Source organism: Photobacterium alginatilyticum, from assembly GCF_009910675.1.
GTDB classification, from domain to species: Bacteria; Pseudomonadota; Gammaproteobacteria; order Enterobacterales; family Vibrionaceae; genus Photobacterium; species Photobacterium alginatilyticum.
On the sequence record NZ_RSEJ01000004.1, the window covers coordinates 27,355 to 40,641 of the forward strand.

The 13,287-nt window shown below is 46.5% G+C and carries 12 protein-coding genes; 6 read left to right on the plus strand and 6 right to left on the minus strand.

Annotated features, from left to right (window positions below; translation table 11 throughout):
* The first annotated feature begins 42 nt into the window (after positions 1-42).
* Positions 43-876, plus strand: coding sequence for a PfkB family carbohydrate kinase (locus EIZ48_RS05330; protein ID WP_240152881.1), 834 nt, complete (start codon positions 43-45; stop codon positions 874-876).
* Between the two features lie 73 nt (positions 877-949).
* Here the strand turns inward: EIZ48_RS05330 and EIZ48_RS05335 are convergent, their stop codons facing one another.
* Positions 950-2,242: a DEAD/DEAH box helicase gene (locus EIZ48_RS05335; RefSeq protein ID WP_160649060.1), complete on the minus strand. Its 1,293-nt coding sequence runs from the start codon at positions 2,240-2,242 to the stop codon at positions 950-952.
* Between the two features lie 132 nt (positions 2,243-2,374).
* Entirely contained in the window at positions 2,375-4,870 is a 2,496-nt protein-coding gene (locus tag EIZ48_RS05340; RefSeq protein WP_160649062.1) for an ATP-binding protein, read from the minus strand.
* A gap of 875 nt (positions 4,871-5,745) precedes the next feature.
* Between EIZ48_RS05340 and EIZ48_RS05345 the strand changes: the two genes are divergently transcribed.
* The 4 genes from EIZ48_RS05345 to EIZ48_RS05360 all read left to right on the plus strand — a co-directional run bounded on the left by EIZ48_RS05345 (position 5,746) and on the right by EIZ48_RS05360 (position 9,269).
* On the plus strand, positions 5,746-6,102 hold the full coding sequence (locus EIZ48_RS05345) for a YibL family ribosome-associated protein (protein ID WP_075767391.1): 357 nt from the start codon (positions 5,746-5,748) through the stop codon (positions 6,100-6,102).
* Between the two features lie 104 nt (positions 6,103-6,206).
* Complete coding sequence (locus EIZ48_RS05350; protein WP_160649064.1) at positions 6,207-6,785, plus strand: nucleoside triphosphate pyrophosphohydrolase family protein; 579 nt, start codon at positions 6,207-6,209, stop codon at positions 6,783-6,785.
* Between the two features lie 173 nt (positions 6,786-6,958).
* Entirely contained in the window at positions 6,959-8,317 is a 1,359-nt protein-coding gene (locus tag EIZ48_RS05355; protein WP_160649066.1) for an MATE family efflux transporter, read from the plus strand.
* A gap of 136 nt (positions 8,318-8,453) precedes the next feature.
* Positions 8,454-9,269, plus strand: coding sequence for an alpha/beta fold hydrolase (locus EIZ48_RS05360; protein WP_160649068.1), 816 nt, complete (start codon positions 8,454-8,456; stop codon positions 9,267-9,269).
* A gap of 139 nt (positions 9,270-9,408) precedes the next feature.
* Here EIZ48_RS05360 and EIZ48_RS05365 read toward each other — a convergent pair whose 3' ends face one another.
* From EIZ48_RS05365 to EIZ48_RS05380, 4 genes are all read right to left on the minus strand, one after another.
* Positions 9,409-10,206 carry a hypothetical protein gene (locus EIZ48_RS05365; protein WP_160649070.1) on the minus strand — a complete coding sequence of 266 codons (798 nt, stop codon included), beginning with the start codon at positions 10,204-10,206 and terminating at the stop codon, positions 9,409-9,411.
* A 120-nt stretch (positions 10,207-10,326) separates the two neighbouring features.
* Positions 10,327-11,145, minus strand: coding sequence for an alpha/beta fold hydrolase (locus EIZ48_RS05370; RefSeq protein ID WP_160649071.1), 819 nt, complete (start codon positions 11,143-11,145; stop codon positions 10,327-10,329).
* A 173-nt stretch (positions 11,146-11,318) separates the two neighbouring features.
* Positions 11,319-11,687 carry a NirD/YgiW/YdeI family stress tolerance protein gene (locus tag EIZ48_RS05375; protein WP_160649464.1) on the minus strand — a complete coding sequence of 123 codons (369 nt, stop codon included), beginning with the start codon at positions 11,685-11,687 and terminating at the stop codon, positions 11,319-11,321.
* A gap of 94 nt (positions 11,688-11,781) precedes the next feature.
* On the minus strand, positions 11,782-12,618 hold the full coding sequence (locus EIZ48_RS05380; protein ID WP_160649074.1) for a CPBP family intramembrane glutamic endopeptidase: 837 nt from the start codon (positions 12,616-12,618) through the stop codon (positions 11,782-11,784).
* A 96-nt stretch (positions 12,619-12,714) separates the two neighbouring features.
* Here EIZ48_RS05380 and cobU point away from each other — a divergent pair, with 96 nt between their 5' ends.
* On the plus strand, positions 12,715-13,278 hold the full coding sequence (gene cobU, locus EIZ48_RS05385) for a bifunctional adenosylcobinamide kinase/adenosylcobinamide-phosphate guanylyltransferase (RefSeq protein WP_240152882.1): 564 nt from the start codon (positions 12,715-12,717) through the stop codon (positions 13,276-13,278).
* Positions 13,279-13,287 lie beyond the last annotated feature (9 nt).

Sequence of the window (13,287 nt, forward strand, 5' to 3'; positions counted from 1 at the left end):
TGTGATTAAGTGGGTTTGGGAGAGAGTTTTTTGGCAAATATAATGCTGATTGCAAATCTAAATTGTGATCGTGTGCTGCAGTTGGATAAGCCGTTGGTAACGGGTGGACGCCACCACTATTTAGATGCCGGTCGTCGCCTGGGTGGTGGCGGGGCCAATACCGGCTTGGGACTGGTATGGGCTGGCCACGATGTTGCTCTGGTTAGCCAGGTAGGCAAAGATGAAACTGCCGACTGGCTATTGGCCGAAGCGAGCTTGAGTGGTTTAAATTGTGCTTTGCTACACCGTAATGACGTGGTGACACCAGAGTTACTGTTGCTAATGACGCCTGATGGTGAACGGACAATTATCCGCCCGCAACGACCTAGATTTGTACTGGGAACACCGCCTCGTTTTGCCAACTGGGATGCGCTTTATATAAATTCGTCTGCAGAAGGTTGTGAGGTATGGGCGCAGGAAGCTCTGGAGCACTCATTGGTTATCGCGCAGCTGGCAAAAGATGAGCGTTTGCGCCCGTGTCACGTATTAATCACATCTGAGTCAGATTTGGCAGGCCGAACAACGTTGCCCTTGTGGCAATATGGGCAGAGTATTGCCGGAGAGGCTCTGCGCTATTTTGTTGTCACTGATGGTGAAAATGGAGCTAAGGCCTACACAGAAGATGAAACGCATTTTGTTCCTGCTTTGGATACTGACGTTGTCGATACAACCGGAGCGGGCGATGCGTTTGCTTCAGGGTTGATCCATGCATTGGTCAACAGCGAGTCGATTGTAGATGCTATGGCTGAAGGGGCAAGGTGGGCATCATTTGCGGTAGGTACCCAAAGCTCTGTACCGGGGGAAAAGCTGGAGCAGTATTTAAACCAATCTATATAAGAATTTGATCATTCTTGCTGGTTAAAAGTAAAAAGCCCTGAAGACTTGTATCCTCAGGGCTTTCTTTTAGCCGTTATTTTTTAAGCTTAGTGATCTTTGATTTATTGAGAACGGCGCGGCGAAGTCGGGCACGTCGTTCGGCATCAGACTGGTCAGTAGGGTTATTGGTACGGCCTTGACGGTCTTTGAATGCAGATTTAGTCTGCATTTTATGAAGCAGAGCATCGCGGTTGGCTGGCTCATAGCCGGCTAGCTGGATACGGCGAATTCGTTGTCTGATTAGTTTTTCAACCTGAACCAGAGTCAGCTCTTCTTCTCGGCTAACAAAAGATACGGCATGGCCTTGTTGGCCAGCACGGCCGGTACGACCAATGCGGTGTACGTAGTCTTCGGCCAGGAAAGGCATATCGTAGTTCACGACGTGCGGCAGTCCCTGAATGTCCAAGCCTCGGGCTGCAACCTCGGTTGCTACCATCACACGGGCTTTTCCTTCCTTAAACTCTTCCAGCGCACGGCGTCGGGCACTTTGCGCCTTGTCACCATGGCAGAGCACAGCCTTGATGCCGTCCAGCTTTAGTTCTTTAACCAATTCGTTGGCTGTTTCTTTGTAGTTGACGAAAACCAGCACCTGCTGCCAGTTCTTCTTACCGATAAGCTCTGAAAGCAGCTCGCGTTTGCGATCATCGTCTACCGGGTAAACAACATGGGCAACTGTTTCGGCCGTTGCGTTCTCTGGACTCACTGAAATACGCTTTGGCTTACGCAGGATTTCATTGGACAGCTTGTTCATCTGGCTAGAGAAAGTTGCCGAAAACAGCATGGTCTGAGGCTGGGTACGGATATCGTTCATGATCAGGCGGATATCAGAAATAAAGCCCATATCCAGCATACGGTCAGCTTCGTCGAAGACAAGAAACTCAAGGTTAGCGAGTGAAACGTTGTTCAGCTCCATGTGCTCAAGCAGTCGACCCGGTGTGGCAACAAGAATATCTAGGCCTTGCTCAAGTTTCTTTTCTTGGGAGGCCATCTTGGTACCGCCGTAGATAGCCGCGACATTGATCGAGACATATTTGGTGTAGTCTTCAATATTTTTGGCAATTTGCGCTGCAAGTTCGCGGGTCGGTGCAAGAATTAGTGCACGCACATTAAAACGGCTACGCTGCTTAGGCTTATCACAGATCTGCTGGATAATCGGCAGGGAGAAGGCTGCTGTTTTGCCGGTGCCGGTTTGTGCATTGGCAAGAATATCATGCCCGCGACGAGCGTGTGGAATCGCTTGTTGCTGAATTGGCGTTAATTTCTCGTAACCGCACTCGGTAAGTGCGCGTACAATTTCCGGAGAAAAGCTTTGTGATGCAAATGACATTCGTTGTTCCTAAAGCAGACGGCTGAGCCTGACCAAAAATACGGTCGCCGATTATAGATGAATAATACTTATCTGTGGGGACTAATTTTACGTGATTGGTTGATAAATGTCCGTTTTTTGCCTGAGGTCTGTTCAATTACTTTGCTGAAGCCCGTTATAGGCTGTTGAAACACCAGATTTTCCTTCAGGTTTGTGCAAAAAATAGCTGGCTTGCTCGATGTTCTTCTTCATTAAACGGCTGAGATCACGAATAACCTCAAGTTTTGGCGGGTTCCCGGTATTGGCAACAGCAACGATATAGGTTGCCATTGCCTTGAGTGATGCAAGTTTGTAATCTGTTGCAATTTGTCTGATGTTGTCGGCACTCATAGCGAGTTGCTGATAGCTATCAGAGTGATAATAAATAGGCAACGACTCATATTCATAGCTCATTGATTGAATAAAGTGCTGAAGCAATTGAAGGACTTTTTGCTCGTTACCATCACATTGCTCAATGAGTTCCCTGTAACTGATGAGCTCAGTGCCTTGTGGATGAGACCCCGTCTGTTGATTGAGCCGAGGGGCAAACTGACAGAGTGCCTCTCTAAATTTTACGTCAAGGATAGGTTTGGAAAGAATGGCGTTGGCGCCAGCCTCCAGAAACTCATTTTGATTTTTCTTGAGGATGTCTGCCGTGCAGGCAAAGATAATGGTATCGAGCTTTAACTGCTGGCGAATGATCCTGGTTGCGGATAATCCATCCATGGTTGGCATATGGTTGTCCATCAGAATGAGATCGAAGCGCTCTTGCCGGAGCGTATCGATTGCCTGAGCGCCGTCTTTCACTATCGTGACCCGGTAACCTATACGTTGACAGAAGGACTTGGCAACTAAAGCATTGATTTTATTATCTTCAACAATTAAGACGTTGAGCTTTTCTGGCAGGGGTTCTGATGACTCTACGTAAGTTGCCACTGTGTCGGCACACTTGTCACCCATTGAATCTATGATGTCGACGCGCATACTTACAGTGAAAGTGGTTCCTTTGCCAAGTGTACTTTCAACTTTGGCGCTGCCGCTCATTAACCCGGTTAGCTGTTTGACGATGGCCAATCCCAGGCCAGTACCGCCATAGCAACGTGTGGTACTGGATTCGGCCTGTGTGAAGGGCTCAAAAATACGTTTCAAACGCTCTTTTCTGATGCCGATGCCAGAGTCTGCAATCGTGATAATCAGCAGGGATTCTGAGCAGGATCCGCATTTCTCGGTCTGGATCGATAAGTTGATCCCGCCACTTTCAGTGAATTTCACGGCGTTGCTTAAGATATTGTAAATCACCTGTCGAATTCGGGACTTGTCACTGCGCAGCATCGTCGTAGGTGGAAGTGTTGTGTCCAAGTTGAATGTCAGCTTCTTTTTATGGCATATCGGTTTATAAGTTGCCTCTATGGGTTCGATGAGATCGGCAAGCTGGAAAGTATGGATTTCAAGCTCTAGCTTGTTTTGTTCAATTTTCGAAAAATCGAGAATATCGTTAAGCAGAGAGAGTAAATGTTGGCCTGATTCCAGTAAGATGTTGAGCTGCCTTTGTTGCTCCGGTTGATGTTCTGGTTGTGAAGTGGTCATGATTTGCGCCATGCCTAACATACCATTGAGAGGAGTCCGTAATTCGTGGCTCATAACAGCAAGGAATTGTGACTTGGCTTTGTTGGCGTTGTTGGCTTGCTGTGTGGCGACTTCAAGCTCTCTGGTGCGTGTTTTTACTTTATTATCGAGCAGTGTGCGCTCTTGCTTTAATGACTGTAGCGAGGAGTTCAGCCTGGATGACATCTTATTAAAGGTCTGGCTCAGGTGGCTGATATCATCATTTCCGCTTTCCGGCAGCTTATAATGGCTGATGCCGTCACTGTTTGCGACTTTATCCATGGCGGTTATACAGGCTGAAAGGCGTTTTTGAACCGTCACCCGGTAGGTAATCAATAGTGTGAGAGTTATAGACAGCAGGCCAATCAGAAGGGCAATAATAATGTAGCGGCTGATCACAATACCATTTTGTATTGGCAGCGTTATGTCTGTTTGTACTTCCAATATCCCTCGTAAATCGCCAACTTGCCATTGATTGCCAGTGGGATCGGTAATCTGGTTATGACAGTTCACACATGTCTGGTTGCTGAGTACATCACTGACAGCTACCCGAATATATGATCGCCCGTCGGAATGATACTCCTTGAAATACGAACTTGTTGGATCTTTGGAGAGAGCCTGCCAGGCCGACGAGCCGAATTCGTCTAACTGCCGGTCTTTACGGTTTGGAAAAGGATAAGGGCTGTAGAGCCTGATTTGGGTTCCCTTATCATGGAGCCTCCGACTTATTTCCTGAACCAGAGTGGCAGGCAGCGGTATAACACCACTGTCATGTTCAACATCGGTACCAACGGTTAGGGTAGTGTGGGCCAGGATCTCGGATAAAACCGTTTTAGAATAAACGTCACGTAAAATTTTAAATTGGGTGACGGTGTGTTCTGAGGAGGCGACAGCCTGACGTACCGTGTTGGCCGCAATGATATGAGGAATATACGAGTAGAGAAAGCCAAGTATCACCATGAACACAACAACGATGGGAAAAAGCAGCTTCTGGAAAGTGTTCACTTGTGCACCTTTCTATGAACAACGTGTATATACGGCCTAATTCATATTGATAACACTATAAAGTTAGTCGAGTTGGACGCACTTTTCCTGTATGTCGAAGAAATTTGCTTAATATTTAGGACTATTTTAAGTAACTCATTTAAAATGACTTATTGATTGATAATGAGAGTGTTTTTCATTTTCCTGTGAGTTCAGGTGAGTGGGGGCTGTTAACGGCGAGCATATACCGACTTACGAGCTGAAGGCAGGGTTAATGGGGTATATCGAAGTAAGGTAAAATTAACTCGGTAAACAAAGAAAGGTCACCAGAGTTGGTGGCCTTTCTTTTAGTGTTGCTTGTGCTATCGAGCGATAGCCCTAGAACCAATTTTTATAAAGAAATGATTATTACATTCGGCACATTTAAACTTCTGGTACTGTCTGTGAGTAATTGTTTTTTCCAGAAAATTTCTTTTAACACGATAAACGTTTGTGCCTACTTTGCAGTAGTCGCACATAATAAACCTCAGCCAATTGAGTGGAGCGAGTGTACAGACAGTGTGCTACAACTGTCTGTGATACAGATCACTTATCAGATTTAATGGAAGCATCTAAATGTATAAATTCTGTTGATTTTGTTGCTGATTTTTGAGTGTTGTATGTAAATTGTTCTGAGGTTGTTCGGTGTATTCCTGTGGGGTATGTCTCGCTGAGTTTGGATAAGGATATAATTACTCCGGTTAGTGTTGCTATCTAGTAGTGAATATTGAAGTTATTCGCAACAAGCGATGAAAAGAGGGTACATACTGTATATACTATGCGGTCGGACAACTTATCAGCCGATGGGCCGCATTGGGCAAATATCAAGTTGTGGTAGTGTATTTTAAGGTAACAGCATGAATTTAAAGCAAGAGCTTCAGCAAATGAATAACCGTTTAGACAAGTTACGTCGTAAACTTGCTGGAGCACAAGAGCGTGGTGACAAGGCTATTGCTGGCCAGGCAACTCAAGAGATCGAGACGCTAACCAAAAAAATTAATAAAGTAAAATCACAGCAGAAGCGCCAAATGGGCAAGAAGGGTGCAGATGTAAAATCTCTGGCGTTTAACCGTGTGCTGACCAAAGCTGAACAGGCCGATATGGGTAAACTGAAGAAGTCTGTAAAAGGTCTGGTTGTGGTACACCCGATGACAGCGCTTGGCCGTGAAATGGGCATCAAGGAAGTTACCGGCTTTGCACCAAAAGCATTTTAATCATGTATTGTAGTTATTAAGATCAGTGCCGGTAGCGTCGAGCTGTCGGCACTGATTTTTTATTGTCGTCTTTACTCTAGTTGTAATAAAAAAGGTACTGTTTAATGAAGCTTGCCGTTCTGGATCAAACATTATTTGATCATCTCTATCGAGATATCCGTGAATTCCGTACAACGTTTGACCTGGATATTGAAACCCCATCGACACTAAATGAGCAAATGGACACCCTGCATACGTCATTGGCTGTCGAGGAGTTAACTGAGTTGGCTGAAGCAGACTCCTTGGTTGAGCAGGCTGATGCGATTGTTGATTCTGTCTACGTGCTTATGGGACGTTTGGTTCATCTTGGTGACAAGCAGGTTGAAGCCAATATCGGTATTAGCTATATCATCGACCTGTTACTTCAGGTTGCAGAGCGCCTTAACATTGACTTTGTCACTTGCTGGAATGAAGTACACTCGAGCAATATGAGTAAAGTGTGCCGTAACGAGCAAGAGTTTCGTGATACAGAATCTCATTACGCCAAGCAGGGGGTAGAGATTGTTGGTAGCCAGAAAGGTGAGTTCATTATTGCGAAGTGCGCAAAAGATGTAGATCTTGAAGGTAAAATTATCCGCCAGGGCAAGGTATTGAAATCAGTTTACTATCGTCCTGCTGACCTCGTTAAGTTGGTTACGCTGTAACAACATGTCTTAAGAATAACCGTGTCACGTTGTTATTTGATGCTGTCCTGGGTGTTCAATTGCGCTACCACGGTTATTTTCTGTATTCATCTTCTCGTATCCTTTTCTTTCCTTTAGCTCAGTCTTCAAAGAACGTAAACTAGACGGCTTGATTACCTATACCGAAGTGTGACATGAGTTCTCATAGTTCAACTAAATCCCAATCTGATTATCCCGATTTAGGCCGACAGCTGTTTAGCATGACCTGGCCGATGTTATTTGGCGTATTGTCGTTGATGAGCTTTCAGTTAGTTGATAGTGCGTTTATTGGTCAGCTGGGGGTGTTGCCACTTGCCGCTCAGGGTTTCACGTTACCTATGCAAATGGTCGTTATTGGCTTGCAAGTGGGGCTGGGTATTGCCACAACCTCATTAATATCGAGGGTGTTGGGTGCTGACGAGACATTGCGTGCCAAGCAGCTCGGTGGCTTGGTGGTACTTACTGGCGCTGTCAGTGTCTTTTTAATCTGTGTCCTTATTTGGTTTTTGCGCGGCCCGATCCTGATGTTGCTAAGTGCACCGTCAGATGTCTATCCCGTGATAGATGCGTACTGGCCTGTTTGGCTGGCAAGTTCATGGACGGGGGCGATGCTGTATTTCGCCTACAGTTTATGTCGTGCAAACGGTAATACCATGCTGCCGGGGATCATGATGATGGTAACCAGTGTGCTCAATATGGTGTTGGATCCGATTTTCATATTTACTCTTGATATGGGGCTTGTGGGGGCTGCATGGGCAACGATTGCTGCCTTTGGCGTCGGTTTGCTGGTTGTTTATCCACTTGTGCTTAAGCGCCACTGGATGAGTCTGAACTGGCAGGGGCTGGATGTCTTGGTCTCGATTAAGGAGTTGGCGAATATTATGGCACCGGCGATGCTAAGTCAGCTATTACCGCCACTGTCATCGATGTTGGCAACCAAGCTTGTGGCCGGATTTGGAGCCGCAACAGTTGCCGCATGGGCGCTGGGGTCACGTTTGGAATTCTTCTCTATTGTCGTGGTATTGGCGCTAACCATGTCAATGCCACCTATGGTGGGCCGAATGCTCGGAGCCGGTGAAATCTGTAAAATAAAGGCCTTGATAAAGCTTGCCGTGAAGTTTGTTTTAATCTGGCAGTTTGTAATTGCGGCTGCGTTGTTTGTTACCTCGCCAGTATTGAGTCACTTGCTGACCAGTGAATTGTCGGTGAGCGAAATTCTGTCGGTTCATCTGTTTTGGGTGCCGGTGAGCTTGGGGCCGCTTGGTGTCTGTATGCTGATGGTTTCAATCTGTAACGCTCTGGCGCTGCCGATGAGGGCACTATTGATTTCAGGTTTGCGCTTGTTTGTGTGTTTCCTGCCAGCGATTTGGCTAGGTGCTCAGCTTGGTGGGCTGGAAGGGCTGTTTGTCGGTGCCTTGATTGGTAACGTAGCTGCGGGAATCAGCGCTTGGGTGTTGTACCAGCAAGGGATGAAGCGTGTGATTGTCAAGTATTGCAGAGAGCCCGCTATATAAGTTGTTTGTCGCTGCGTTACCTTACATTGCAACGCCCGGTATATACCGGGCGTATTTGTATCTGCAGGTCGTGTAGTTAGTTCATTTAATTGGTATTATCTTGCGCGAATACTATTTGGGAAAAGGAACCGAATTAATGGGTACATTTACTATTGATAATAAGACCATGCACTTTCTTGATAAGGGCGAAGGGCCGGTACTCGTTTTTGGCCACAGCTACCTGTGGGATAGCGCGATGTGGGCACCTCAGGTCGAGGCTTTGAGCCAGCACTATCGTTGTATTGTTCCGGATTTATGGAGTCACGGTCAGTCTGAGTCGGCTCCGGAGAAGACGCGTACGCTACGCGACTATGCAGATGATATTCTGGCTTTGCTGGACCACTTGAATATCGATAATTTCTCAATCATTGGCCTGTCTGTTGGTGGTATGTGGGGAGCAGAGTTAGTATTGAAGGCACCTGCTCGCGTTCAGTCTCTGGTTCTGATGGACACCTTTATCGGTTACGAACCTGAAGTTACGCACGCGAAGTATTTCGCAATGCTAGATACCATTGCAGATCTTAAGCTTGTTCCTGCACCTATGATTGACATGATCACGCCGATGTTCTTTGCTCGAAATGCCGAGCAGAACACCCCGGAACTGGTCGCTCAATTCCGAAGCCACCTGGCAGGATTGAACGGGCAGCATGCCTTGGATATAACCCGTATTGGCCGTATGGTATTTGGTCGTCGTGATACGTTTGAAGAGGTGGAAAAACTGACGCTGCCGACACTTATCATGGTTGGTGCGGAAGATTCACCGCGTCCGCCGCTTGAAGCTCAGCTGATGCATGACGCTATCGACGGTAGTCAATATGTCATTATTCCGGCTGCGGGTCATATCAGTAATCTTGAGCAACCAGAGTTTGTTACAAAGCATTTGGTTGAATTCTTGGGTGCGGCTATTGCCTAGTATCGATACTGGTTCTCAGTATCTTATTGGCTGATGGTAGATTAAAGAACTCAGCTTGAAGTGGCTCTCAGTTGTTGGGTAAACAAGGACTGGGAGCTTTTTATGTGTCATTTCATTTGGGCTTATTATTGCCCGATGACTAGCTTCCATTTGCTAACGACATATAAGCCCGCACGGCTTGATCTCGAAATACGACTGAGTCATGCTTGCCTGCTTCCCGGTAACGCTGACAATACACTTGCGCATCATATTGCCGCTCATAGAAAGGCGACTCTGATACCAATAGTGATAATTTCTGTCGCCAGCGGCTCATCAGTAACTCACTGGCAGGCGGCATCTCCTGTAAAACTCGCTCTGAAAGTGCAAAGCCACTTTGGGTTGCTAAGGCAAGCATATCGTCATTGGCGGCGGCCAGCCATGACGCTCCCTGAGAATTGACACACAATAAGGGTAGAAACGGTGCGAGGGCTGGAACAACATCATTGCGATAAATTTCAACTTCCCAGTAAGTTCGCGCGATAGCGACAAACTGTTCAAAACTGGAGATCGGACCAAATCCAGACGTCTCCATCTGGCAGATCTCAACGCGAGGTTTATTTGGATTCACCGTGTCATTGGCGACATCGACATACCAATCGCCGATCTGAATGGCATTTTGAAAATATTCATCACGTAATGAACCCCAGACTTTGGTTAACGAGCCTCCTTGCTGTAGAAACTCCCGAATAGGTTGAAATGCCATTTCATCCTGTTGCTGCAGTGCTTCATACCAAAGGTCGAACACTTTGTTTCTGATTTCATTGCAGCGTCCGAGAGGATAGGGTTTCCCGGCAAAATGCGGAAGTTCTGGTGCCAGAGCCAAATCGGCTTTTAGACGAAGATAAGCCAATGCTTTTTCCAGGCTCTGACACTGCTCAGCAGTCAAAGAGGGAGTCATAAACAACTTATTTATTGAAGGTTTAAAACCAGACTGCGCAAAATACGAACAATAGTCAAGTGCTCTGGTGTAATTGCAATATGTTACCCAATATAAGGATGCTCCCGTGTAATTGATATGTTAGTCACTTAGCGTTGGTAGTTCAGCCTGGTGCCTTTGGATAAATGCAATAGAGTGATGATTGAATTCATCTGGGCGTTCGACATTACATACGTGGCCGCAGTTATCGAATTCAGTCAGGTAGCTATGCTCGTGCTTTTTTACCATATCTTTTACTGGCTTGATGAACATGTAGTCGTTTTCCCCCATGAGATACAGGGTAGGGATTGACAGTTCCTTCTCCTTGAAGTACTTCATGATCGGATTGACATCTGCCGCCAGTTTGAACCAGCGTTTAAACTCTTGCTGGCAGAGTTTTTTGGCCTCATTGACAAACAACAAGCGCGACTCTTTCTGAGCTTTTTGTGGCATGACTATGTAGGCGAATAGCTCATATAACCACATGTAGGGAATAATGTGTTTGCACAGGTTGCCAAGTTTGACCAAGACCTGAGAGCGGGCGTCCAAGCGAGTCACGGCACCGCCGAGCACCATAGTTTTCACTCGCTCCGGCGCCAGTTCTGCCAGGTTTCGTATAATGATTGTGCCAAGCGATATCCCGACAAAGTGCGCTGATTGGATCTTCAGGTGATTGAGAACCTGAATAATATCGGTCGTCACTGCCTTGAATGTATAGGGATTGGCAATCATGTCCTTGAACATAGAGTTCGACTTGCCATGGCCTCGAAGATCTAGGAGCAATATATTGAAATGTGCTTTGTAAGCTTTGATTTGCTTAAACCAGATAGATGAACTGCCTCCGGCACCATGGACAAAAACAACCCAGTCTTTGCTGGATGGGTGAAGGAAAGTTTTGTGGAACAACAGTGTATCTGACATTCTGACCTCTATAGCAACACTGCAAAACTACCATATATTGCAGCGAAAACGGAGTTTATCATGTCTGTTCTATAAAGATGATTGATAACTGTCAGCAGATATGTCGATAAGCATGAGCCGGTAAGAAAAAAGCCCCCAGCAGCAGGGGGCAAAGAAAGGGCATGGAATGAGTGTTACAGAATTTGCAGGCGGTCGACTTCAATTTCTGGGGTATTGCCGCCTTCATATTCACCGAACAACCTTACCCGTGTTGTGGCATCAATGGTTTGTGGAAGACGAATATCGTCATCGATTTCAACTTGGATCTCTTTGGTGCCGTCACTGAAAATGAAAGTATCAGCATTGATTTGTTTAATGAGCTTGCCTTCAACGACGGCGTTTCTTTCGGTCAACATGCCAGTATCTTCCAACAGCTCAGCAACTGTTACTGTATCTACCGGTCCTGAATATGAAATGGATTGGCCTTTATCATGGTCTCCAGCCAGTGCCATTGCTGGTGCCATAACTGCGATAGTTGCAATTGCGATGATCGTTTTTTTAATCATGATTCTGTCTCCTCGTTGTCTATGGTGCTATTAAACAACAAGTGTTCTGAATTAATGATGAGTTGAATATTCAGATTTCGTTCATCTTCAACTATTTCCCTAACGGGTAAGTAAAAAAGACCAGGTGCACAAGGTTAAACCCAAAGTGCACGCCGATCGCCAGACTTAACCGGCCAGTCCAGTAATAGGTCAGCCCGTAGAGGATACCTGCACAACCGGCCACCAGTATAAACAAAGGACCTCCGGCGAAATGCGCCAGGCCAAATAGGGTGCTGGCAACACCGATACCTATCCAATGACTAAACCGCTGAGTTAGCAAATTTTGTACATAGCCTCTAAATAAGACCTCCTCTGCAACACAGGTGAATAGAAGATTATTGAAGGCGAATAGCCATATCCATTCGGGAAAGGAAAACTCGGGCCTGACGAGTCTAAACAGGGCTGCTAGCGTTGGTGTCAGAGCAAACAGGCCAACTAATACTGCGACTTTGGATAACGAGATATCTCTGTGCTGACTTAACATGCCCGGAACCAGCAGATATAAGCCGAAGATAATAAGTGGCTTGTCGAGGTTAAGATACATGGTAAACGGGATACTATCGGGGCCGCTTATTACCTTGTCGAGGACCAGAAGGTTGCCGAAGCCGGGAGTCAGGTGCAGCGCAAGGGCCGCCCCCCAGAGTATTACTGCGAAATGCGCCGAAGCCCGCCATTTTCCAGCCAGCCTTTTAGAAAAAGCCGCAATTCCCAAGCCGACCAGTATGATTGCCGTGGCAATAGGCGTCAGCCGATCAAGCCATAAGGCCAATAACAGCACAAATGATAAAAGAAACGGCCAAAACCGGTGGGTAATAAATAGGCTGACAATACTGCATGCCAGCAGTAACCAGATGAGAGCATCGGGGAACAATAGAGAAGAATCGAACATAATTGTTGGTTTGGGTTACAGTGGCAGTCGCAATGAAAGTGTTTAGATAGTAATGCTTTAGTGGCTGCCATACAATGGATAGCATTGTGGATTGAAATGCGGTTTGTAAGTGGAGTGATGACAGGGTTTATTGGAACAGAACTGATACTCGGTGGGGCACGATCAGGTAAGAGCAGCCTTGCCGAAACGCTGGCAATAGAATCTGAACTGAAGGTGGTTTACATTGCGACAGCCACTGCCGGGGATGATGAAATGGCAGCTCGTATTGCCCGCCATAAAACACAACGACCACAGCATTGGCTGCTGGTGGAAGAACCGCGAGATCTGGCTGCTGTGATCCAGGAATACAGTAAACCCGGCTATTGCTTGCTTGTTGATTGTCTTACCTTGTGGCTGACTAACTGCTTGTTTGATCCGAAGGTGAACCAACACCCTTGGCAAGAGAGAAAGCAGGCATTTCTTCATGCTCTGAGTGAAGCGAAAGGGCGGATTATTCTGGTCAGCAATGAAGTTGGGCAGGGTGTAGTGCCTATGGGGGAGGTTTCGCGTCTGTTTGTTGATGAAAGCGGGTGGCTGCATCAGGCTATTGCCAAACAGGCTGGGCGGGTCGTTTTTGTGACCGCAGGCATTCCTCAGGTGCTGAAAGGGCCTGCATTATAAATGTGTAAT